The following is a 22,909-nucleotide window of genomic DNA, read 5'->3' on the forward strand; positions in this document are numbered from 1 at the left end:
TCATTGCAGGTTCCCTATGGGGGAGCAGTTACATCGGAGGTATTGTGAATAATATGGAAAACCCATCGGATCTCGTAAGCAGCGCCCCGGACGGCAGCCGTTGCCGGCTGCACAGCCCCACCGCCATGCCCGCCGCCGGCGCCTTCCTGTGGAACCGGCGCATGATGATCCAGGCCAACTGCCGGGGCTTTGCAGTGGCGCGGTTTATGCAGCCGGAACCGGCCAGCTATGCCCGCGGGCCCAACATAGAAGCCACCACTTTTATGCAGCCGGAGCAGCCGTATTACGCCCATCACCCCGGCCGCTTTCTGTATATCAAGGACGAGCAGAGCGGAGCGCTTTTCTCCGCTCCCCACGAGCCGGTGCGCGCGGCACCCGACAGCTTCTGCTTTACCGCGGCGCCGGAAGAAATTACCTGGGAAGTGCAAAAGCACGGCCTGCGAGCCTCCATGGGGCTCAGCCTGCCCGTCGACGAGGTGGTGGAGCTGTGGCAGTGCGAAATTGCCAACACCTCCGCGGAGGCGCGGGTTGTTTCCGTCTATCCCTATTTCCCCGTCGGCTATATGAGCTGGATGAACCAGTCCGCCGAATACCGGGCCGACCTGGGCGGCATCGTCTGCTCCAGCGTGACGCCCTACCAGAAGGTCGAGGATTATTTCAAAAACCGCGACCTCAAGGACAAGACCTTTTTTCTGCACGAAACGCCTCCCGATGCCTGGGAGACGTGCCAACCGGTTTTCGAGGGCGAGGGCGGCCTGCACAATCCGGATGCTGTTCAAAAACCGTTGCTCGGCTGCGGGGACGCGCGCTACCAGATGCCGGCGGCGGTGCTGCAATACCGTCTTCAATTGCAGCCGGGAGAAAGCCGCACCCTGCGCTTCCTGTTCGGCCCCGCCCGCGACGAGGGGGAAATTCTTGCGCTGCGCGAGCGGTATCTCTCCGCCGACGGATTTGCCGCGGCCGCGGATGGTTACCGGCGTTACCTGGAGCAGGGGCGCGGCTGTCTCCACATCGATACACCGGACGGGGAGCTGGATCATTTCGTCAACCACTGGCTGCCGCGCCAGGTTTTCTATCACGGCGACGTAAACCGCCTGACCACCGACCCGCAGACCCGCAACTACCTGCAGGACCATATGGGCATGGCCTATATTCGCCCGCAGACCGCGCGCGCGGCATTTTTACAGGCGCTGGAACAGCAGAAGCCGGACGGCGCCATGCCGGATGGCATACTGCTCGATGCCAAAGCGGAGCTGAAATATATCAACCAGGTGCCGCACACGGATCACTGCGTGTGGCTGCCGGTTTGCCTCAGTGCCTACCTGGACGAGACCGGCGACTATGCCTTGCTGGACGAGCCCGTGGCGCTGCTCGACGAACCCGTGCCCGGGCAGGGCGGTCGCAGCGTTTTCGAGTGCGTCAGCCGGGCTGTGGAACACCTGGCGGCGGCGCGGGACGAGCGGGGTCTCAGTTACATCAACCAGGGCGACTGGTGCGACCCGATGAATATGGCCGGCTATCGGGGAAAAGGGGTTTCCGGGTGGCTGTCCCTGGCCACGGCCCATGCGCTGAAACTCTGGGCCGGGATCTGTGCGCAGCGGAACCAAAACGTCCTCGCAGAAAAATACCTCTCCACGGCGGAGGAATTCAACCGCGCGGTAAACCGCCACCTGTGGGACGGCGACTGGTTCGCGCGGGGGATTTCCGACGACGGTGTCGCCTTCGGCGTGCGCGACGACCGGGAGGGACGCATCTATCTCAACCCCCAGAGCTGGGCGCTGCTCGCCGGCGCCGCGGACGACGGACAGCGCGCGCGCATACTGCGCGCCGTGGAGCAGCAACTGGGAACGCCCTTCGGCCCGGTGATGCTCGCGCCCGCCTACACCGCCATGCGCGAGGACGTGGGCCGGCTCACCCAGAAGCACCCGGGCAGTGCGGAAAACGGTTCCGTGTACAATCACGCGGCGATTTTTTATATCCACAGCCTCTACGGCGTTGGCGAAGGCGATAAAGCCTGGGGTTTGCTGCGGCAAATGATTCCCGGCCCCGATCCGGAGGACCTGCTGCGGCGCGGCCAGCTGCCGGTATTCGTGCCCAATTACTACCGCGGCGCCTGGCACCAGTACCCCGAGCACGCGGGCCGCTCCAGTCAACTGTTCAATACCGGAACCGCCGCCTGGCTGTACCGCTGCGTGCTGGAGCAGCTGTTCGGACTAAAAGGAGAGCGGTCGGGCCTGCGCATAGCGCCACAGTTGCCGTCGCACTGGCATCAGGCGCGGGTGGAACGCCACTTTCGCGGTGCCGTCTTCGAGGTAAGTTTTATTCGCGCGACCGATGTGGAAAAGCCGCGCGTAGAGCTGGACGGCATTCCTTTGCGCGAGCCTTTGATCAGTCCGATAGAGGCGGGACGTAGCTACCGGCTGCGCATATTACTGCCCGCCCCCGGCGCTTCTTCACCTGTAGAGTGCGCCGTGCGCACCGAGCCGGAATCGGTTTGAATAGCTGCCCGGTGCGCACTATGACCCTATGTAGGAGCGGGCCATGCCCGCGATCAGACCCTGATCGCGGGCACACCCCGCTCCTACAGGAAAGCACTGTGCCCGAAAAAGAACACCGAAACCATTAGGGATTAAGAAACATCATGTTCATCAAATTTGCCACTTTCTATGCCGGGCTGATTTTCCTCGCACAGAGCGCGATCGCGGCGAGTCCGGTTATCGCTGAAGGCGCGGAACTAAAACTGGTATCGAGCGACTTCGCGTTTACCGAAGGCCCCGCCGCGGACAGCGAGGGCAACGTATTTTTCACCGACCAGCCGAACAACAAAATCTGGAAGTACGGAGTCGACGGAAAACTCTCCCTGTTTATGGACGACGCCGGCCGCGCAAACGGCCTGTATTTCGATGGCGACGGCAGGCTGCTGGCCTGCGCCGATGACAAGGGGCAGCTGTGGAGCATCGCTCCCGGTGGAGAGGTCAATGTACTGCTGGAAAATTTCGACGGGCGGCGGCTAAACGGCCCCAACGACCTCTGGGTCGCTCCCGGCGGCGGCATCTACTTTACCGATCCGTTTTATCTGCGCGACTACTGGGACAGAAGCGAAAAGGAGATCGAAGCCGAAGCCGTCTACTATCTCCCACCGGACCGCAAGCAAGTCGTCCGCGTCGCCGGGGACCTGGTGAAACCCAACGGGATTATCGGCAGCGCCGACGGCGGGAAACTGTACGTGGCCGATATAGGCGCAAACAAAACTTACGTCTACTCGATGGCCGAAAACGGGCGCCTGTCCGACAAAAGACTGTTCACCGAAATGGGCTCCGATGGCATGACCCTGGATGCGCAGGGCAACCTGTATTTAACCGGCAAGGGCATTACCGTGTTCGACAGTGAGGGCCGGCAGGTGGAACACATCCCGGTGCCCGAAGACTGGACCGCCAATGTCACCTTCGGCGGCGAACAGCGCAGGACACTGTTTATCACCGCCATGGATTCCGTCTACACCCTTGAAATGCGCGTCGCTGGCCTCTGAGCCGGGGCGATGCTTTGTAGGAGCGGGCCATGCCCGCGATCGGACTGTCCAGGTACCACTGCAAGTTGATCGCGGGCATGGCCCGCTCCTACAGGGTGATGCCCTAACCCTCCGCCGGCTCCAGCCGGAAAATATCACTGCCGATCAGCAGATAGGGATAACCATCGGGTCCGTTGCGCACATCGCGGATACGGCCGGTGTCTTCCAGCAGTATCTGGTCGTCCACCACCTTGTCGCCGTCGATACGCAGCAGGTGCAGCTGCTGTGCCGCCAGACTGGCCGCCAGCAGGTGGTTGCGCCAGCTGGGGAAGCGGTCGCCGGTATAGAAATCGATATCGGAGACGGCGATGGACGGGGTCCAGTGGTGTTTGGGGGGTTCCATACCCTCGCGGTGGCTGTGTTCGGTGATAATGCTGCCGTCGTAGTTGATGCCGAAGGTGACCAGCGGCCAGCCGTAGTTGCGCCCGGGCTGGATCAGGTTGACCTCGTCACCGCCCCGGGGGCCGTGCTCCGCGGCCCAGACGGTGCCACTGCCCGGCTGCAGGGTCATACCCTGGGGATTGCGATGGCCGTAGCTCCACACCGAGGCGGCGCCGCCGGCCGCGGCGAAGGGATTGTCCTCCGGTATGCGCCCGTCATCGTGCAGACGGTGGATCTTGCCCCGGGGGTCGCCGGTGTCCTGGGCGCCGTCCCGGTGGCCGCGGTCGCCGACACTGAAATAGAGATAGCCATCGCGCACCACCAGGCGGGAGCCGAAGTGGTGGCTGGTGCCGGTATAGAAGCGGTCGGGAGCGGTGTAGATTTTCTCCTGGTCCACCCAGCGCAGTCCCTTCAGCTTTCCTCGCACCACTGTAGTCATTGCACTGCCGTTGCCGTCGCCGGCGCCCGCATAGGTGAGATAAATCCAGCCGTTCTCCGCATAATCCGGGTGAACGGTGACCCCGAGCAGGCCGCCCTGTCCTTCGTATTTCACCGCCGGTATACCGCTCACCGGGCCCCGGCGCTCCCCGTTTTTGAACAGCCACAACCGGCCCTCCTTCTGGGTGGCGATCGCGGTGCCGTCCGGGAGAAAGTCCATATCCCAGAGTTCCCCCGGCGCGCTGGCCACCGGCTCCAGCCGGAAGCGGTGGTCCCCCGCCGATAGGGCTGAGCTGGCCGTGGATGCCGTTGTACGGGGGGAATGCTTGCGGGGGCGGGTGTCCAGCAGTCCCGCCAGCGCGCGGATTTCCCGGTCCGACAGCCGGGCGTCGAAGGCGGGCATGCCTTTGGCCGGCAGGCCGTCGCGGATTGTTTGCGCCGCCCGTGCGGCAGGGACGCGCGGTGGTTCACCGCCGTGGCAGCCGGCGCAGTTGTCCCGGTAGAGATTTTCGGCGGTGTCGGCCGCGGTGCCTTGCAGGGGGAGTGCTGCCAGGGCGAGGCAGGCGAGGGGGAGCGCGAGTATCGGATATTTCATGGTTTTTTTATTTTCTGTCGGTTGATCTGCTACCACAGGGTGCCTGAGGCGAACAGGGCCAGCTTGTAAAAAAGCGAACAGAAAAACAAGGACCGCGGAGCTTGCAGGTACTCTGTTTTAAATCGAGCTTTCGTTGGCTGTTCATACCGGCGCGATATCCAGACCTGTGACATCCGGGTTCCAGCCTGTGCCGGAACGACGAAAACGTCTGTAGGGGCGAACCTTTTGTCCGCCCTTGTTGAAGCCAGCACCGGGTTGGAGGTGTCAGTAGGCCCAGCGTCCCGCCCTGTCATCCCAGTAAATGGAAGCCCAGTGGCCGCTGTAAAACGTCGCCAATGGCCCGCCTTTGCTGGCGGGGAAGTGGGTAAACCTGGTCAATATTGACTGATACTGGCCTTGGACGCGCTCATAGGACCAACCGTGCAGGTATTTGAATTCGGTGGACTCAAGCCATACCACCCAGCGCAGGGCGGGCCGGTAACCCCGGGCGACCAGGTATTCCGACAGTTCGACATTGTCATAGCCATTGCGAACACCCTGCTCCCAAGCCGCTATAACCAGTTCCCGGGGAATGGCGTCCAACCCGGCATCCCCGAGGGCGCGGCCGCCGTTCAGGCCCTTGGACAGCCAGGCCTCGAGCGGGGAGAGGTCTTGCCGGTCGAGCAGGATTTTGCCGATAAATTCAGCGGTCTTGCTGTCGCCACCACTGCTGAGTTCGCCGTGGACGGTGGCGATCCTTTCCAGCTCGGTGTCAGTGAAAATACCTGTCGGGGCTATCTCTGCCAGCAGCCTCGGGTGGCCCATGGCCAGGGCCCTTAACTTACCGTCATCATCGGTGCCTGTTTTGATCAGCGACGACAATACGCTAAAGCTGTCGCCGCAATACAGACAGGAGGCGGCCGCCACCATATCGGGATACTCCTCCCAAACAGGTTGCAGCAATTGCGTGATCGCGGGTATGGCCTGATGGTTTTTCCTGCTCTGGCGCTGGCGCCCCAGCTCGAGGGCTTTCCAGATGGTGAGCAGTCTGGCGGTATCCGCTTCCGATCCCCGATTCCACTGCAGCTTGTCGACGGCGGCGGACAGGCTGGGAAGCCGCGCGAACTGGTACCGCAGTGGCTCATTGCTGTTCGGTGGGAAGTTCCTGATTATGGACAGGGTGGGGCACTCTATGCCGGGAAGGCGTATGCCTTCAGAGCAGGTCGCGAGCTGTAAGCTGCGAAGTTGCGCGGCAATTTGCCGGCGGGTGTCGCTGTCGAACAGGGCCTTTTGCGTGGCGAGATAGCTGAGAACAAAAAATGCCAGGGCTGCGAGCAACAGCGAGCGCGGGGCGGGTTCCCGCTTTACCGGCTTTGTTGCCGCTTGTGATTGTTTCATTGTGCCCCCTCCTGCGCCACTTGGGCGCCAGGTTCGCGAGTCAGTACAAACCCGTATTGCTCAGAGGGGAGTATCTGTAGCTCATCGCGGTCTTCCGCCTGCACTAACGGCTCGCCGATAAGCCCATCCGCCGCCAGCGCCAGGCCGCAAACGCTGCAGTAGAAGTTTGTCGGCTGTCCGTCGTTGTCCCGGGCGTCGCCCGCCATTACGCTGATATATTTAGCCTCCCCGAGCAACGCCGCCGTCGTCATATAGGACGACATGGATTTGTGGGAGTACTGGAATTTTTCAATCAGGGCGCGGAGTTTTTCCCGGTTCATATCTTCCAGCAGGGTCAGTCTCCGCACACTTCGCGGATCGATCTTAAAGGGCCCTTGCAGCAGCGAGTCGAGAAGTATCTGCCGTTCCTGCGGGTTCATGGCCGGGGCGGCAAAGCGGATATTTTCCAGTTCCAGGCTCAGTGGGTGTGTCCTGTCTGAATCCCGTGCGATATTGAAAAAGGCCTCCGTTACTTTGCGCCGGGCCTCCTCCCCACCTCTGGCCAGGGCGTAGCTCAACAGGGCCTGTTCGCTGCCCAATAACAATTTATCAATGCTTTCTACATACTGGTACCAATCGCCCAGCATGCCCATTTGCAACAGGTGATTGAATTTCGAGGAATCGAAATCGCCGCTATTGAGGTTTTTATACAGCGCCTGGGGGTTGTGTTTGGCGATATAGGCGTACCAGGGTAGCAGCGGAGTGGTGGCTCCACCGTTGCTGTAGCGCTCCCCGGTATCCACCTGGTTGAGCTGCGCCAGAAAATTCTGCCATTCACGGCCTGGCGCCCCGTTGCCGGGAGGGGTTAGGGCCAGCAACTGTTCAATACTGGCCGTGTCCTTCATGACCTGTTCGTCGATCTCGCCCAACTCCCAGACTGCGGAGGGGCGATTCGGAAAGGCGTCGCGCTTGATGTCTTCCCAGTAGGGAACAGATCCAAGCGCCATCCCCCCTAAAATCCCCGCGAGTGAGGCTATAAACCCCTTTTTTGTATTGAGCATTTTTTGTTCTTGTGATTCCGGGCGCAGAAGTTCTCACAAGAATATACGTATGAGCGGCGGCGTTGCAATCCACCGCTGGTTTCGTAAAGCGGAAGCGACGAGCGGTATCGGCAGGAAGTCACCAATCGTGCATGGAGCCATCTTCCAGGCGGTTCACCGGCTTGTACGGATACCGCTCCGCGAGGGTGGGTGATACCGCCGGTGTGCAGCACGGTGGCCCGGATATAGTCGACCAGTTGTTCCTCGATCAATTGCTTGCAGTCCCAGATGGTGTTGAACACCTCGCCCACTGCCAGCTCGCGGCCGTTCAGGGTGCGTCGCCGACGCCGTGCAGGCCGGAATCGGTTTCGATTTTCAGGGTGACGAAATTGCGCCCGGGGCTGGTGACGATAACGCGGGCGGCGGTGATTTTCGACATGGAGTTTCTGTCCTTCGGGGGGCTTTCCCTTGTAGGAGCGGGCCATGCCCGCGACAAATCGGCAGGATAGCCGATTTGGACGCCGTAGGCGCCCGGAGGGCGAGCGCCATGGATGGCGCGAGTCGGCGGTACGAGCTACGTAGCAAGACCGATCGCGGGCATGGGCGGATGGCCGCCCCGCCGCTCCTACAAAGGGGAGTAGTCGATCATTCCGTAGGTCCCGAGTCCCTCAGGGAATTTTGAGACCCAGGTCGCGCAGTGCGCGCAGGTGCCCTTCGACGGTGTCCTCCCCGGTATAGGCGACCGCGCGCCATTTTTCCGTGGCGGACATGGATTCGCCGGGGGCAAGGGTGCGGTAGGGCCCGTGCACTTCCAGTTCCAGCACGCCGCTGCCGGGCTGCGCCGGGTCCGCTTCCAGATAGAGTTCCACCAGGCTCTGGTCCGGGTGTATGGCGTCGCGGGGCAGCATGGGGAATTCGATCACGAAAAGCTGGTCGTCGGTAAAGGCCGCGAACCAGTCGGCGGCGGGCTCGATATAGGCCTTGGCCTTGATCTTTTCGCCGCGGGCGAAATCGAAAAATCCACGCTCGCGCTTTTCCGCGTCGGCCTTGGCTTCGCCGGGCATCTCGGGAAATTCCGACAGGCGCAGGTCGCCGTCGAAATCCTTTACCGGCACATAGACCCGGGTTTCCGGCCTCACCCGGGTGTTGAACCAGATATCCCAACTCACGGCTTCGTCCCGGCGGTTGATGGCTTCCACCCGGTGTTCCAGCGCATCGCCTTGCAGGTGCACTTCCTTGGTAAGCTGCAGGCCGGTGACGGGGCTTACCGGCGAGACGATTTTTGCCGAGGTGTCGGTGAGTTCGGCCAGGGAGTATTTGCTCAGCACGGTGAAAGGGTCCGGCGGCCAGTCTGCCTTCGCGGCGCGGCGTTCGGGATTCACGGTCTGCTGTCCCCACCAGTTGCTCTGCGGCCCCGGCCAGACGATATGGCCGAAGTAGGGGATAAAGCCGGCGTCCGCGGAGACCTCGGGCGCGGGCTGTTCGCGCACCGCCTCGCCCACTTTCAACAGGTTGTCCCGGCCGGCGGCGGCAAACCCCAGGCCGCGGCCGCCCAGTCCGGTGGTGAAACTGTAGCTCAGCTTGTCGTTTTGCAGCTGGTGCACCTCCACCCCGCGGCTGTCCGGATCGGCGCAGGCCGTAGCGGCGGTAAGCAGGCCCGCCAGCAGGCAGGGGATTCTTTTGCTGTTTTTCATGGTTCAGTCCGCAAAGGCGCTCAGGGTTTGGATGCTGCCGTCGTCGTTGTGCGCAAGGGGCATCATTTTCACATTGCGCAGATGGGTCTGGCCGCCGGAGAGCTGGGTGTCGTGATAGAAGAGATACCACTGGCCGTCAAGTTCCGCGATGGAGTGATGGTTGGTCCAGCCCAGCACCGGTTCCAGGATCACGCCGCGGTAGGTGAAGGGGCCGTAGGGGCTGTCGCCGCTGGCGTAGGCGATATTGTGGGTGTCACCGGTGGAGTAGGAGAAGTAATAGGTGTCACCGTACTTGTGCAGCCAGGCGGCTTCGAAGAAACGCTTGTCGTTGTCGCCGGCGGGAATGGGGCTGCCATCTTCGTATTGCAGCAGCACTTCCTTCGGCTGCTCGGCAAAGCTCAGCATATCATCGGAGAGTTTCGCCACCATCGGCGCAAGGGCGGGCTCGTCGTCGGCGGGGTAGCTGTCCTCCGCCACATATTCACCCGTCTGCCAGCGCTGCAGCTGGCCGCCCCAGATGCCGCCGAAGTACAGGTAGTGCTCGCCGTTGTCCTCGAACACGGTGGGGTCGATGCTGTAGCTGCCGGGGATGGGTTCCTCCATCGGCTCGAAGGGACCGGTTGGGGAATCGCTCACCGCCACGCCGATGCGGAAGATATCCCGCTTGTCCTTGGCGGGGAAATACAGGTAGTACTTGTCGTCTTTTCTGGCGGCGTCCGGGGCCCACATCTGGCGGCCGGCCCAGGGGACGTCGTCCACCGAAAGCGCCACGCCGTTGTCGGTCACCTCCCCGCCGGCGCTGTCCATGGAGAGGACATGGTAGTCGCGCATCGCGAAGTGCGCGCCGGTGTCGTCCATGGGGATATCGGTTTCGATATCGTGGGAGGGATAAATGTAGAGCTTGTCGTCCCACACGTGGGCGGAGGGGTCGGCGGTGTAGATATGGGAAACCAGCGGCTGGGAGGCGAACTTGCGCTCCTGGGCCATGCGCCGGTTTTCGGCTTCTTTCTGGATTACGTCGGGAACTTCGGCCTGTGCTGTGTTGGCGGCTTCGGGTTTTCCGCCATCGCAGGCGGATAGGACGGCGGTCAGTGCCAGGAGGGCGGGCAGGGCCCGTTTTTTCGTCATCATTATTAGTTTCTCCATTTTTTATTTGCTTCAGTGTATCGTTTTTTGTTTCTGTCGTAAGGCCCGCCGCTGACTCGCCACTGCCCTGTGGCTCGCCCCCGGGCGGCAGGTTTTTGCCCCTGCAAACCTGTATTTCCGTTGGGCGGCACTCCGTTGGGCGGCACTCCGTTGGGCGGCGGTCGGATGGGCGGGCGATATGGCTGATGCCGAGCCGGCGTTTGTGGGGGGCGCTGATTCCACGGCAGTGCTTCCTCCCTGTGTGTTATGGTATCGGGGGAAGATGATACCGCTACCATAATAAATCCATGCGCCGTCTTGTCAAAAGAATTCCAGTAAATCCCGATAATAAAGTCGAGATGAAAATAATGCGCGTTGCCGTCCTGTGGTGCCGGTTGATTTTGCCCTTGCTGATACTGTCCTCACCCTTTTCCCGGGCCGAGGACGGCTACGACCTGTGGTTGCGTTACCAGGAGCTTTCGGCGGAATGGCGCTCGGCCTACGCGAAATCCCTGCGCGCGCTGGTGGTGGCGCAAAATCCTTCGTCTACCCTGGCCGCTGCGCGGGATGAGCTGTCGCGCGGCCTGCGGCCGCTCCCAGACCGGCCCCGCACGGAACGGGGACGAGACTCCAAACAGGTTCTGAGGGGAGCCGGCGCCGAAACGGCGGGAACACCGGCAGGCGGGGGAGAGTGCTGCTACGCTGGAATCGTCCCGGCAACGCGTGACCATGGCGCCGGGATCACACATATCCCACGCCTCAGGACACAGAGACATGCTCCACGCTTCCACAGCCGTTGTCCGCTTTTCACTGCCCCTGCTTGCGGTTCTCGCGCTTTCCGCGTGGCCCCGGGCTGCCGACGAGACCGCCGGGGAACCGCAGCTGTCCGCGGCACAGGCCAGGGTGGTGGAGGAGCAGATCGCCGGGCTCAAGTCTGCGGAGGGGCGCCAATTGGCCTCGAAGTGGAGCAACGCGAAGAAGGTGGCCGAGGTCATGTGCCAGCCGCTGGCCCTGGAGACACTGAGGGCGCGGGTCCCGGGAACGGACCGGGTCTTCCTCGGCACCGAGGATCAGGACACCCTGACGCTGTCCAGCAACCGGCTGTTGTCGGGCCGAGGCGAGCTGCGCCTCGGAAACGACTGGAGGGAATTCCTCTTTGATTGCCACCTCGATCCCGACACGGGCAAGGCCACCGCCTTCCGGGTCACTTTCGACGAACTTTGAGCGCTAACATTCCCTTCTTTCCCATCCCTGGTACCTCTCCTTTAAGGGTCAAACTTCCCGCCTACGCAAAGTTATACGTCCAAGATTGTGACACAGCGCAAATAAGGACGATGGAGGCAGACTCTCTGCCGGAGAATTGTTTCAGGGTCAGTGATATCGCTAAAAGGCCCCATTTCAACCAGAACAAAATGTCCATTCAGGAAGTGCCGGTATTGCCGTCTGCGTAAAGTGGGCCGTCGTTCACAGCGGCGGTAATAATCGACGGCAACCCGGCAGCACAGAGCAGAAACGAAGAAACCCGGGAGAGAGGAGATGAAATAACTTGACATCGCCGGCTGAACGACGCATTTCTACGTTTTGGTAGCGTTACCATCAATGGATAGTTGAATAATAACCGAGCAAGCACCGCAGCCAAGGAGCCCATGGATGTGTAGTCATGGAGATTACAGCGGCGGCGCGACGATAGGAGATGAGAGGAGCCCCATGTACAGATATAAAAGAAACAAGCTGTCCGAAGTCATAATCACGGTGATGGCGTCCGCCATCGGTTCCCACCAGGCCCTGGCGCAGGAGCAGAATGCACTCGAAGAGGTCACCGTCACCGGTATCCGCGCCTCCCTCGAGCGCTCCATGGATATCAAGCGCGATTCCTCCGGGGTGGTGGATGCGATTTCCGCCGAGGATATCGGCAAGTTCCCCGACACCAACCTGGCCGAGTCGCTGCAGCGGATTACCGGGGTTTCCATCAACCGGGTGAACGGTGAGGGTTCGGAAGTGACGGTCCGCGGCTTCGGACCGGGCTTTAACCTGGTAACCCTGAACGGCCGCCAGATGCCCGCCGCCAACGTTGCCACCGTCGGTGGTGACCAGGATGCAGACTTTGCTACCGGTACCAGCCGCTCTTTCGATTTCTCCAATCTCGCCTCGGAAGGCGTCTCTGGTTTGGAGGTATACAAGACGGGGCGTGCCTCCAACTCTTCCGGCGGCATCGGCGCCACGATCAACATTAAGACCGTGCGCCCCCTCGATGACCCTGGCATCAAGGCGATCATCGGTGCCAAGGCCATGCACGATACCGGTGTGGCGTTTGAAGGTGACGATTTCACCCCGGAAACCTCCGGCCTGTTCAGTTGGACCAACGAGGAGGAAACCCTCGGCGTTTCCCTCTTTGGCAGTTTCCAGGAACGCCACGGTGGCTCCCGTAGTGCTACTGTTAACGACTGGGATATTCGCGACGCGGGCACCATTCGCGATGGCAGCAGCGAGTTCGTTGGCAATGATACGGTGGTCAATAACTTGCCGTCAGACGCCCTGTGGGTATCCATTCCCAAGGATAGCCGTTACCACGTGACCCAGACCGAGCGTGAGCGGCAAAATGGCCAGCTCACCGTTCAATTCCGCCCGCGGGAGGACGTCACCCTGACCCTGGACGCGCTATATGCGGAGAACAGCCAGGAGGAGCGCCGCACCGACCAAACCAACTGGTTCAACGCTATCCGCAGTGAGATGACTTTCGATGGTGATTCCGTTGTCTCCAGCCCGGTTTTCCAGGATCAGGATATTCCAGGCGACGCGAAAGATATCGGTTTCGAACAGCAGTTGCGCTCTCAGAATGATGAGCTCAAATCCTTCGGTTTCAACGCCGAGTGGGACCTAAATGACAATCTCAGTTTTGCCTTCGACGCCCACAGTTCCAAATCTGAAAGTAATCCCAATGGCCCGCTGGGAACCAGCTCGATTCTCTTCGGTATCGGCGCTTTTGTAGTGGATTCTCACTCCCTGGATATCAGCAGCGGCTTCCCGAAGCAGTCCATTGAATTTAATGATGAGATCTACGGCAATGGTAACGGTGTTCTGGACGCCTCCGAGCTGGCCTCCTCCGTGGCTCGTACCGTCAGCTCCAGCCAGGAACACGAGATAGATCAGTTTCACCTGAGTGGCTCATGGGAGTTCGACAACGGTCGCGCAGACTTTGGTATCGCATCCACCCGCTCGGACATGACGCAGGCGAGACTGGAAACAACTCAGACTCTGGGGGGGTGGGGTAACAAGACTCCGGATATTCCCACAGATCTGGTTGAAGAGTTCTGCTTGACCTGTGAGTTCGAGGACTTCAATCCGGGAGGGAACCAGATTAATGCTTTCCGCGGCGATGCTGAGAAGCTGTATATGGCGATGGCCGGTCCCTGGAATGATGATGACATTACCAATACCGAATTGAACATGGTTGAGGAGGATGTTCTCGCCGCCTACTTCCAGTTCACGCTGGAAGGCGAACTCGCAGGCTTTCCCACCCGACTGGTACTGGGTACCCGCTACGAGACCACCGACTCCAAGTCCACTTCTCTGATGGGGATTCCGAAGCATATTGTCTGGGAGTCTGACAACGATTTTGGTCGCAATCTCGCGGGCAACTTGCCGATCACCCATAGCAACAGTTACGACAATCTATTGCCTGGCATAGATTTCTCTATTGATTTGCGTGAGGACCTGGTGGGGCGGGTCTCCTACAGCAAGACCATCGCCCGGCCGAGCTACGGCGACCTTTTTGCCTCTAACTCCGTGAACAACCCCTCCGGCCCCACCGCTCTGGGAGCGGTGCCTGGTGGTGATCAAGGTAACCCCTTCCTATTGCCGCTGGAGTCGTCCAACTACGACCTCTCCATGGAGTGGTACTACGGAGACAGTAGCTACGTTTCCGCGGGTTTCTACGAGAAGCGTGTAAACAACTTCGTGGGTACATCCAAAGAGACTCTGTACAGCATGGACCTCTACACACCGGATGTGCAGTTGCGTGACGTGAGTTCGGGTGCCGAAGGCAGCCGCTCCGGTGATGCTTTGGCTCTGTTGGACGAACTGGGAGCAGATCGCAGTGAGGCACATCTCTTCACCATGACGGCACTGCTGGATAACTTTGGCGCAGAAGCGGCCAAGGATATGTTCAGTGATAATATGGATGAAGACATGAATCTGCCGCAGGCCTATGTCGATGAGATTCTCACGGAGTACGATCTGATTCCCAACGAAGACGATCCGCTTATGGCGTTCGATGTAAGCGTTCCCGTCAACAACAAAGAGGCGAAGATCTACGGTTTTGAAGTGGCGGCACAGCACTTTTTCGGGGAGTCAGGCTTCGGTGTACAGGCGAATATGACCACCGTACGCGGCGACATCGGCTTCGACAGGGCCGCAGATCCCAGTGAAACCCAGTTCGCCCTGCTCGGCTTGAGCGATAGTGCCAACCTGGCTCTGATCTACGAAAACTTTGGCCTGTCCGCCCGTCTGGCTTATAACTGGCGGGACCAGTTCCTGTCCGGAGTCAACCGTGGTGCATCCAACAACCCGGTATTCGTGGATGACTACGGACAGTGGGACATGAACGTCAGTTATGAAGTTACCGACAACTTGACCGTTCTGTTCGAGGGGCTCAATTTCACCTCGGAAAGCATAAAGACCTTTGCCAGGGACGAGAGCAATATCTGGTTCGCGCAGGAACTGGATGCGCGCTACCTAATAGGTGCGCAGTACAAGTTCTGATGTAAAGGCTGTTCTGAATATTTGGTTGTATCTTCAGGCCGCTGCGTTTGCAGCGGCCGTTTTTGTCTTCAGGGGGGTAGGATGTCAAATACCAAGTTACTGGACAATATTGTACACAAGGACCTGCGAGTCATCGCGGGGCATTCCGTGGAGTTTGGCGATGGGGTCAACCAGGTACTGGTATTCCCAACAGAGTTTGTCGATGCCCAGCGGGAGTATCCAATTCTTTTTCGCTGGGATTCCGCCGAGAATGAATATCAGGCCATAGCTCTACTGGGATTGGACCCGGGAGAAAATCTGTTTCTGAATGAACAAGGTTGGGATGCCAGGTATGTACCCGCGGTGCTGGATCGAGGCCCTTTTCTTATCGGTTTTCAACACAGGCACGTGGATGGAGAGTTGGTAAAAGAGCCCATGATCCACGTGGATATGGATAACCCCAGAGTCAGTGAAACCGAGGGTGAGCCGGTATTTTTACCCCATGGTGGAAATTCTCCATACCTGGAGAAGATCAGCGGCATTCTTCGCCGTATTCACGAAGGTGCGAAAATCCGCAAAGCCATGTTTGCCGCTTTTGAAGAGCATGGACTCATAGAGCCGGTTAAAGTGGAAGTGAAGCTGAGTGATGCGGAGCAATACACTCTGGAAGATTTCTTTACGATCAGTGGGGAAAAACTGGCATCGCTCAATGGCGTTGCGCTTGAGAGCCTCAACAAGACCGGATTCCTGAAAATGGCCTTTGAGGTAGTGACCTCACTGGATAATGTGGCTTCTCTTATAGAGCGAAAAAACCGCAAACGTATGACGGAGGTTTCGGTTTGACACAAAAATGAGCAACTGCCAACATTAACCGCATAGCGGAACCAGCAAGATAACAACAAAAAGAGCTGCCAGTATCAATGTTAGAGATTCAACGCAAAACCCGGGTTGTTAATGGCGTCAACCCTGACCAGCTTCCTCTGGATAAACTGATGGAGGCAGAAGAGCCTGTTATCTTCAGGAAGATGGCAGTGAGCTGGCCGCTGGTGCAACAAGGCCTGCTGTCGCCCGCTGCAGCCATGGATTACCTGCAGGCGTTTTACAGCGGCAAGCCGCTGGTCACCTATATGGGGCAGCCAGAAATCAAAGGGCGTTTTTTCTATAAGCGGGATCTATCTGGCCTGAATTTCTCTACTGAGTGGATGTATCTGGAAAGCGTATTTGAGAGAATTCTGCAGAATTTTGGAAAAGATCTTCCTCCCTCCTACTATATCGGCTCCACCAGCATAGATGGCTACTTTCCCGAGCTGCGTCGGGAAAATGACCTGATTGCCAGCAGCGAGCCTCTTGCCCGCCACGCCCCCCTGGCCAGTATCTGGATGGGCAACCGCACCGTGGCTTCGGCGCATTTCGACATGTCCAACAATATTGCCTGCTGCGCAGTTGGGCGGCGCCGTTTTACTCTGTTCCCTCCCGAGCAGATAGAAAATCTCTACCCGGGCCCCCTGGAACCCACACCCGGCGGACAGATTGTGAGCATGGTGGACTTCGATAATCCGGATTATGAGCAGTTTCCACGTTTTAAGAAAGCTCTTGCCGCCGCCCAAGTGGCAGAAATGGAGCCTGGAGATGTTCTTTTCTATCCCAGCCTGTGGTGGCATCAAGTTGAGGCGATAGACGATTTCAATGTACTGATCAATTACTGGTGGAATCCTGTTCCAGGCTATCTGGATACCCCAATGAATACTCTGATGCATGGCCTCCTAAGCTTGCGGGGAAGGCCGGATCAGGAAAAAAGAGCGTGGAAAGCCCTGTTTGATTATTATCTCTTTGACTCTGCGGAAAAAGCCGCTGAGCATTTACCTAAGCACACTCGCGGTTACCTGGCCCCGTTGGATAAAGTCGGGGCACGCCGTCTGCGCGCGCTTCTGCTAAAGCGTTTGAATCGCTGAGAGTGCGAATGCCTGTCGGGAGAAGTCAAAATATGCAACAAATCAAAAAAGTGGTTATTGCCGGGGGCGGTACAGCCGGGTGGCTGGCGGCGGCGGCACTGTCAAAGCAGTTGGGACCGCTGGTGGAGATTTCCCTGGTGGAGTCGGATGCAATTGGAACTGTGGGGGTAGGTGAGGCGACGATTCCGACAATTCTGTCTTTTCACCAGTTGCTGGGCATTTCCGAGGCTGAATTTATTCGCGCGACACAAGCTACCTTTAAGCTGGGTATCGCCTTTGAGAATTGGGGCGATCTCGGTGATCGCTATATCCACTCTTTCGGTCAGGTGGGTAAGGCCACCTGGATGGGTGAGTTTCACCATTTCTGGCTGCGTGCCAAAGAGCTGGGCTTTGGCGGTGGATTGGGAGATTACTGTTACGAGTTGCAGGCTGCGGAGCAGGGAAAGTTTGCCACCTCGGAAAAATCCAGTATCAACTACGCTTACCATCTCGACGCCACCCGCTACGCTGGATTTCTGCGCAGGCAGAGTGAAGCCCGAGGGGTAAAGCGGGTGGAGGGCAAAATTACAACAGTACAGCAGCATCCGGAGAGCGGCTTCATCACGGCTTTGACACTGGATTCTGGAAGGCAGGTTGAAGGGGATCTGTTTATCGACTGTACGGGATTCAGTGGAATGCTGATCGAGCAGACACTGGGTGTGGGTTATGAAGACTGGACGCACTGGTTGCCAACCAATAGCGCTCTGGCGGTACAGACTGAATCCTCCGCACCGGCAAAACCCTATACCCGGGCTATCGCTCATGAAGCCGGTTGGCGTTGGCAGATCCCGTTGCAGCACCGGGTGGGTAACGGAATGGTTTTTTGTGACCATTATCAGAATGCAGAACAAGCGCGATCGGAGTTACTGAAAAGCATAGATGGCAGGCCACTGACGGAGCCGCGCCTGATTCGCTATAAGACTGGTCGCAGACACAGGGTTTGGGAAAAAAACTGCATTGCACTGGGATTGTCCAGCGGATTTCTGGAGCCGCTGGAATCCACCAGTATTCACCTGATCATGATTGGCCTCACACGGCTGATGCAGATGTTTCCCTTTTCCGGTATCAGTGTGCCGGTGTTACATCGTTTCAACGAACAGGCCCGCGAGGAGATGGAAAAAATCCGGGATTTCATCATTCTGCATTACAAGGCAACCCAGCGTGAGGACACGCCTTTCTGGAAGTTTTGCCGGGAAATGGAGGTGCCGGACTCACTTGCCCAACGAATTGCATTGTTTGAAGAGAGTGCTCTGGTGCATCGTAATGCGGATGAACTTTTCCGGGTGGACTCTTGGGTTCAGGTAATGCTGGGGCAGCGTATCGAGCCGCGCGCTTATCATCATATGGGGCGCCTCATGGGGAAAGAGCAGTTGCGTCAAGCACTATCCAGCCTGAAAAATTCAATTTCAACGGCAATAGAAAAGTTGCCGCGTCATCAGGACTTTATCGACCGCTACTGCAAGGCAGATGCTCCTGAGGTGTGCCGATGATCATAAGGGCGTATCGCTGGCGGGTGACCATCGCCACCACCAGTTCCCGTCGTCTCTGCGGACGGAGGTGGATGACTTTGTCGACCGCTTCCCGATCGGCACCGGGCCGTCGACACCAACGTGGTGCGCAACACCGGGAACATTACGGTCGACTACGGCGGCTGGGTGGGCTGGGATATCCCGGCGCTGCAGCGACCACATTCAGGCCGGCGGCAAAGTCTGTCAGCTCTTTTATCAATAAAAAAGCCAAAGGGAAAGGACAGGTATGCTTACTGTGAAGAACCGCAATCGGCTGGCGCACTGTTGCCGCACCGCCGCCATTTTTTTCATTATGTTTCTGACAAGCTGTCCCCTGTTGCTGCCCTCGGCGTCAGCGGCCACGCTGACCCAGGTGAACAACTTCGGCAACAACCCGGGCAACCTGGAGATGTATCTCTACGTGCCCGACAACCTGACCGGTCCCGCGCCGGTTCTGGTGGCGCTGCACTACTGTACGGGTACCGGGCCAGTGCTTTTCAACAACACCCAGTTCGCCTCGCTGGCGGATCAGTATGGCTATATTGTCATCTACCCCTCGGTCACGCGCAGCAGCCAGTGCTTCGACGTGTACACCTCCCAGGCCCTGACCCGCGACGGCGGTAGCGACCCGGTCTCGGTCAAGTCGATGGTCGACTACGTGGTGCAAAACCACAACGGAGACCCGACCCGGGTCTACGCTTCTGGATTGTCCTCCGGGGCCATGATGACCAATGTGCTGCTGGCGCTGTACCCGGATGTGTTCAAGGCCGGGGCCGCCTTTGCCGGTGTGCCTTACACCTGTTTCGCCACCACCGGCGGCTCTGAGTGGAACAGCGAATGCTCCAGCGGCAATATCATTCTGAGCGCCCAGGAGTGGGGCGGCCGGGTGCACAACGCCTTCCCCGGCTACGGTGGGCCCTGGCCGCGCATGCAATTGTGGCACGGCGTGAACGATGACGTGTTGGATTACAATAATTTCGGCGAGGAAATCAAGCAGTGGACCTACGTCCACGGGCTGGGCCAGACCCCCACCTCTACCGACACCCCTCAGTCCAACCAGACCCGCACACGCTACGGCAGCAGCGGTCCCAACGCTTCAGTGGAGGCCATTAGCATTCAGGGTGCTGGCCACAGTATTTCGATCAATGCCTCGGAAGTTATCCGCTTCTTTGGCCTGGATGGCACCGGCTCGTCTTCCAGCAGTTCGTCCAGCTCCAGCAGTTCGTCCAGCTCCAGCAGTTCCTCGAGTTCTTCGTCGAGCTCCAGCTCCAGCAGTGGCGGTACCGGCAGCGGTGTAAGCTGTGCGATCACCGCTTCCAATATCTGGAACAGTGGCTACCAGTTCGACGTGACCGTGACCAATAACGGCAGTACCAGTGTCAGTGGTTGGGAAGTCGAGCTGCCGTTCGACGAAAACCCACAGATCACCGGCAGCTGGAACGTAAACCTGTCCACCTCGGGCAACACCGTTACGGCTGGTGATGTCGGTTGGAACGGCGCCCTGCAGGCGGGCGGCAGCACCTCGTTCGGTTTTCAGGGCAACCACGACGGCAGCTTGAACGAACCGCCCTGCGTTGGCGACGGCGGCACCGGCAGCTCGTCCTCAAGTTCCTCGGGCAGCAGTTCCTCCTCGTCGGGCGGCGGCAGCACCATCGCCGTTCGCGCGCGCGGCACCAGCGCACAGGAGTCGATCACCTTGCGGGTGGGCGGCAGCGATGTGCAGAGCTGGACACTGACCACCGGTATGCGGGACTACACCGCCACCACCGCCCTGAGCGGCGATGTCCTGGTGGCCTTTACCAATGACAGCGGCGGCCGCGACGTGCAGGTCGACTATGTGCAGGTCAATGGTCAGGCCCGCGAGGCCGAGGACCAGAGCGAGAATACCGGTGCCTGGGACGGCTCCTGCGGTGGAGGTTCGTTTAGCGAGTGGCTGCACTGCAACGGCCATATCAACTTTGGCCCTGTCTCCGGCGTCTCGAGCGGAATGTAACGCTGGGGCAATTGATGACCGCGCTTTATTGTAGCGGCTGAATCAGTTATACAGGATTGGTACAAGACCTTCAGGCCAGTGACACAGTGAAAGAGAAGCAGACGCGCCGTCAACGCAATAACCACCGCAACAACAAGATGCCCACCATCAGCGACGTTGCCCGCCGCGCCGGCGTATCGCCGATGACGGTGTCCAGGGTTATCAATGGCGAGAGCAATGTGCGGGCCAGCACTCGCGAGGTCGTGAACGCCGCGATCGACGAACTCGGTTACACGCCCAACCGGGCGGCGCGCAGCCTGGCGGGTGCGAACCAGATCAATATCGGCCTGCTCTACAGCAACCCCAGTGCCGCCTATCTCAGCGAGTTCCTGGTGGGCGGCCTGGAACAGGCCAGCCGCCACAATGTCCAGTTGAGCGTCGAAAAATGCGATGTGGAGCTGGATGCGGAAGAGGTGGCCTATCGGCTGGTGTCCCGTGGCGTGGAGGGCATACTGCTGCCGCCCCCCTTGTCCGACTCGCCGCAGGTACTGGACGCGCTGGAGTCCAGTGACACGCCGGCGGTGGCGATCGCCAGCGGCCAGATGCAGAAGAAGAATGTCTCGGCGGTGAGCATTGATGACTACCGGGCTGCCCATGCCATGACCCGGCACTTGATTTCCCTGGGGCACCAGCGGATCGGCTTTATTGTCGGTGACACCAACCAGGTGGCCAGTGAGCGCCGCCTCAGCGGCTATCGGGATGCCCTGCACGAAGCGGGCCTGCCGGCCCCCGAAGAACTGGTGGCCCAGGGTCTGTTCACCTACCGCTCGGGGCTCGACGCCGCCGAGCAACTGCTCGGACTCGAGACCATCCCCACGGCCATTTTCGCCAGCAACGACGATATGGCCGCGGCCACCGTTGCCGTGGCCCACCGCTGTGGGTTGGACGTGCCCGGCGATCTTTCCGTGTGCGGCTTTGACGACACCGCCCTGGCCACCACCATCTGGCCGGAACTCACCACCATCCACCAGCCGATTATCGAAATGTCCCGCGCCGCGGTGGACCTGCTGATCAAGAATATACGCGCACGGCGCGCGGGCGCCGAGAACGAGTGTCGTCACCTGCTACTGGATTTCACTCTGGTGCGCCGGCAGTCGGACGCCCCGCCCCGGCGACGGCCGCCGATTACAATGGTGAAAACCTCCGGGGAAAAACAGACCTCCAAAAGCTGAGGATGCGAGGCAAGCCGACCCTCAGGTTTCCATAAAGCCGCCGCCGTTGGGGTGGATCACCTGGCCCGCGGGATAGGATCCATCCTCGCTGGCCAGGAATACAAAGCAGGTAGCTACCTCGCATGGCTGTCCGGCGCGCCCCATCGGCGTGTCGACGCCGAAGTCCTCGACTTCACTGGCGGAGAAAGTGGCGGAATCAGCGCCACTTTATCCTGTAGTTTGCCGCTGCCGCGGTAGTTGTCGCGGATAAACACCGGGCGCGGTTTCATAACGCTCTCCCGACCGGGCTGTTTTTCCTGGCTTTGCGGTGGCCTCTGTCGCTGCTGTTTACCGAAATCCCCGGTCATGTATCATCCTGTTCGCGTAATGGGTGGTAACGCCGGCTCAGGCAGGGAGTGAGGAGAGCAGGGTTCCCCCGTCCCCCGGGGGAACCTGGCACTGCTTAGTGGCGGCGCGAAGCCCCTTCGGAGATGCCGTACTGCTGATAAAGATTACTGCGGAACTTGGGGTCTGCCATGTCCGGCCAATGGTCCTTATCAAAGCCTTCAGCTTTTTTCAGCTGCTCTTTGTTTACATTCAGGATAAAACATTCTTCTGCAGTATCCAGCCGCATGGCTTCCGGTGGTACGGCAAACAGGTCGTCGCCCATACCCATGACGCCGCCGAAAGACAGGACATAGTAGGCGATGTCGTGAGTTTCGGTATCGATCATGATCTCCTTGATTTTTCCAAGATCTTCGCCCTGGCGGTTTTTGACCTGGTCTCCCTCCAGAGAGGAAGCCGAAAGAAGTTTACGATTAGCCATGATTAAATTTCCGTAAATTAGGTTGACTGGGAAAGTTTTGGGGTGCCTATAATGCATTCTCCCGCAATCAGTTTAGGGCTGTTTTCCGATATCGATATTTCCTGAAAACATTTTTCCGCCATTTTTTCTGTCGCCCGGAAGAACATCGAGACAAGGAAAGTAAGCGGGTGATCGAAGTATCTTACCAAACTCAATACGCCTTAAATCACTCAGCGGACATCTTGCAAATCGTCCTGATATTTATCCGGCAGATGTTTTTAGCGGCACTGGACATTATCCGCGTCTTCCGGAATCTCGACTATCTGATACTCTCTGGGTTTCCCTGCATCATTCGTTACCAGATAGCCTGCGCGCCGATAATCCTCTGTCAACGTGTCTTAAGAGTCAGCGGATACATTTGAGGGAGCAGGACTCCCGGCCGATTGAGGTAGACAGAACCGCCAACACCGGTCTCAAGGCAATCA

General features: G+C 59.1%; 15 protein-coding genes and 2 pseudogenes. 10 read left to right on the plus strand and 7 right to left on the minus strand.

Annotated elements, in window-relative coordinates; all coding sequences use genetic code 11:
• Window positions 1-53 precede the first annotated feature (53 nt).
• On the plus strand, window positions 54-2,498 hold the full coding sequence (locus ACRC0P_RS11800) for a GH36-type glycosyl hydrolase domain-containing protein (RefSeq protein WP_438631246.1): 2,445 nt from the start codon (window positions 54-56) through the stop codon (window positions 2,496-2,498).
• A 143-nt stretch (window positions 2,499-2,641) separates the two neighbouring features.
• The gene (locus ACRC0P_RS11805) at window positions 2,642-3,529 is read left to right on the plus strand and encodes an SMP-30/gluconolactonase/LRE family protein (protein WP_438631109.1); all 888 of its coding nucleotides are present in this window, start codon (window positions 2,642-2,644) and stop codon (window positions 3,527-3,529) included.
• Window positions 3,530-3,632: 103 nt separating this feature from the next.
• Here ACRC0P_RS11805 and ACRC0P_RS11810 read toward each other — a convergent pair whose 3' ends face one another.
• The 5 genes from ACRC0P_RS11810 to ACRC0P_RS11830 form a co-directional block, all read right to left on the minus strand.
• Window positions 3,633-4,982 (minus strand): PQQ-dependent sugar dehydrogenase, encoded by a 1,350-nt coding sequence (locus ACRC0P_RS11810; RefSeq protein WP_438631111.1) that lies wholly within the window; start codon window positions 4,980-4,982, stop codon window positions 3,633-3,635.
• Between the two features lie 264 nt (window positions 4,983-5,246).
• Window positions 5,247-6,359: a hypothetical protein gene (locus ACRC0P_RS11815; RefSeq protein ID WP_438631113.1), complete on the minus strand. Its 1,113-nt coding sequence runs from the start codon at window positions 6,357-6,359 to the stop codon at window positions 5,247-5,249.
• The gene (locus ACRC0P_RS11820) at window positions 6,356-7,345 is read right to left on the minus strand and encodes a hypothetical protein (RefSeq protein ID WP_438631115.1); all 990 of its coding nucleotides are present in this window, start codon (window positions 7,343-7,345) and stop codon (window positions 6,356-6,358) included. Before ACRC0P_RS11820 ends, ACRC0P_RS11815 begins: the two co-directional genes overlap by 4 nt.
• 701 nt (window positions 7,346-8,046) lie before the next feature.
• Window positions 8,047-9,072, minus strand: coding sequence for a DUF4380 domain-containing protein (locus ACRC0P_RS11825; RefSeq protein WP_438631117.1), 1,026 nt, complete (start codon window positions 9,070-9,072; stop codon window positions 8,047-8,049).
• Between the two features lie 3 nt (window positions 9,073-9,075).
• Window positions 9,076-10,059, minus strand: coding sequence for a glycoside hydrolase family 43 protein (locus tag ACRC0P_RS11830; RefSeq protein ID WP_438631248.1), 984 nt, complete (start codon window positions 10,057-10,059; stop codon window positions 9,076-9,078).
• A 506-nt stretch (window positions 10,060-10,565) separates the two neighbouring features.
• On the opposite strand from ACRC0P_RS11830, the pseudogene ACRC0P_RS11835 reads away from it, so the two are divergent.
• The 8 genes and pseudogenes from ACRC0P_RS11835 to ACRC0P_RS11870 form a co-directional block, all read left to right on the plus strand.
• Window positions 10,566-10,790 (plus strand): annotated as a pseudogene (locus ACRC0P_RS11835) (alpha-glucuronidase family glycosyl hydrolase); the annotation flags it as partial.
• 181 nt (window positions 10,791-10,971) lie between these two features.
• Window positions 10,972-11,421 carry a hypothetical protein gene (locus ACRC0P_RS11840; protein WP_438631252.1) on the plus strand — a complete coding sequence of 150 codons (450 nt, stop codon included), beginning with the start codon at window positions 10,972-10,974 and terminating at the stop codon, window positions 11,419-11,421.
• Between the two features lie 483 nt (window positions 11,422-11,904).
• On the plus strand, window positions 11,905-14,958 hold the full coding sequence (locus ACRC0P_RS11845; protein ID WP_438631119.1) for a TonB-dependent receptor: 3,054 nt from the start codon (window positions 11,905-11,907) through the stop codon (window positions 14,956-14,958).
• Between the two features lie 81 nt (window positions 14,959-15,039).
• Window positions 15,040-15,780 carry a SapC family protein gene (locus ACRC0P_RS11850; protein ID WP_438631121.1) on the plus strand — a complete coding sequence of 247 codons (741 nt, stop codon included), beginning with the start codon at window positions 15,040-15,042 and terminating at the stop codon, window positions 15,778-15,780.
• 77 nt (window positions 15,781-15,857) lie between these two features.
• Window positions 15,858-16,889: a cupin-like domain-containing protein gene (locus tag ACRC0P_RS11855; RefSeq protein WP_438631123.1), complete on the plus strand. Its 1,032-nt coding sequence runs from the start codon at window positions 15,858-15,860 to the stop codon at window positions 16,887-16,889.
• 32 nt (window positions 16,890-16,921) lie between these two features.
• The gene (locus ACRC0P_RS11860) at window positions 16,922-18,418 is read left to right on the plus strand and encodes a tryptophan halogenase family protein (protein ID WP_438631125.1); all 1,497 of its coding nucleotides are present in this window, start codon (window positions 16,922-16,924) and stop codon (window positions 18,416-18,418) included.
• 265 nt (window positions 18,419-18,683) lie between these two features.
• The gene (locus ACRC0P_RS11865) at window positions 18,684-20,429 is read left to right on the plus strand and encodes an extracellular catalytic domain type 1 short-chain-length polyhydroxyalkanoate depolymerase (protein WP_438631127.1); all 1,746 of its coding nucleotides are present in this window, start codon (window positions 18,684-18,686) and stop codon (window positions 20,427-20,429) included.
• An 86-nt stretch (window positions 20,430-20,515) separates the two neighbouring features.
• The gene (locus ACRC0P_RS11870; RefSeq protein WP_438631129.1) at window positions 20,516-21,640 is read left to right on the plus strand and encodes a LacI family DNA-binding transcriptional regulator; all 1,125 of its coding nucleotides are present in this window, start codon (window positions 20,516-20,518) and stop codon (window positions 21,638-21,640) included.
• Window positions 21,641-21,661: 21 nt separating this feature from the next.
• Here ACRC0P_RS11870 and ACRC0P_RS11875 read toward each other — a convergent pair.
• Both ACRC0P_RS11875 and ACRC0P_RS11880 read right to left on the minus strand, forming a co-directional pair.
• A pseudogene (locus ACRC0P_RS11875) lies at window positions 21,662-21,796 on the minus strand (SDR family oxidoreductase); the annotation flags it as partial.
• A gap of 286 nt (window positions 21,797-22,082) precedes the next feature.
• Entirely contained in the window at window positions 22,083-22,445 is a 363-nt protein-coding gene (locus ACRC0P_RS11880; RefSeq protein WP_438631131.1) for a PRC-barrel domain-containing protein, read from the minus strand.
• Window positions 22,446-22,909: the final 464 nt, after the last annotated feature.

Origin of the sequence: Microbulbifer sp., from assembly GCF_051659245.1 — a bacterium.
Taxonomy (GTDB): Bacteria; Pseudomonadota; Gammaproteobacteria; order Pseudomonadales; family Cellvibrionaceae; genus Microbulbifer.

What these genes read in the sequence shown, in the direction of transcription:
- ACRC0P_RS11800 (WP_438631246.1), top strand. Translation starts at nt 54, where the DNA reads ATGGAAAACCCATCGGATCTCGTAAGCAGCGCCCCGGACGGCAGCCGT.
- ACRC0P_RS11805 (WP_438631109.1), top strand. Translation starts at nt 2,642, where the DNA reads ATGTTCATCAAATTTGCCACTTTCTATGCCGGGCTGATTTTCCTCGCA.
- ACRC0P_RS11810 (WP_438631111.1), bottom strand. Translation starts at nt 4,982, where the DNA reads ATGAAATATCCGATACTCGCGCTCCCCCTCGCCTGCCTCGCCCTGGCA.
- ACRC0P_RS11815 (WP_438631113.1), bottom strand. Translation starts at nt 6,359, where the DNA reads ATGAAACAATCACAAGCGGCAACAAAGCCGGTAAAGCGGGAACCCGCC.
- ACRC0P_RS11820 (WP_438631115.1), bottom strand. Translation starts at nt 7,345, where the DNA reads ATGGCGCTTGGATCTGTTCCCTACTGGGAAGACATCAAGCGCGACGCC.
- ACRC0P_RS11825 (WP_438631117.1), bottom strand. Translation starts at nt 9,072, where the DNA reads ATGAAAAACAGCAAAAGAATCCCCTGCCTGCTGGCGGGCCTGCTTACC.
- ACRC0P_RS11830 (WP_438631248.1), bottom strand. Translation starts at nt 10,059, where the DNA reads ATGGCCCAGGAGCGCAAGTTCGCCTCCCAGCCGCTGGTTTCCCATATC.
- ACRC0P_RS11840 (WP_438631252.1), top strand. Translation starts at nt 10,972, where the DNA reads ATGCTCCACGCTTCCACAGCCGTTGTCCGCTTTTCACTGCCCCTGCTT.
- ACRC0P_RS11845 (WP_438631119.1), top strand. Translation starts at nt 11,905, where the DNA reads ATGTACAGATATAAAAGAAACAAGCTGTCCGAAGTCATAATCACGGTG.
- ACRC0P_RS11850 (WP_438631121.1), top strand. Translation starts at nt 15,040, where the DNA reads ATGTCAAATACCAAGTTACTGGACAATATTGTACACAAGGACCTGCGA.
- ACRC0P_RS11855 (WP_438631123.1), top strand. Translation starts at nt 15,858, where the DNA reads ATGTTAGAGATTCAACGCAAAACCCGGGTTGTTAATGGCGTCAACCCT.
- ACRC0P_RS11860 (WP_438631125.1), top strand. Translation starts at nt 16,922, where the DNA reads ATGCAACAAATCAAAAAAGTGGTTATTGCCGGGGGCGGTACAGCCGGG.
- ACRC0P_RS11865 (WP_438631127.1), top strand. Translation starts at nt 18,684, where the DNA reads ATGCTTACTGTGAAGAACCGCAATCGGCTGGCGCACTGTTGCCGCACC.
- ACRC0P_RS11880 (WP_438631131.1), bottom strand. Translation starts at nt 22,445, where the DNA reads ATGGCTAATCGTAAACTTCTTTCGGCTTCCTCTCTGGAGGGAGACCAG.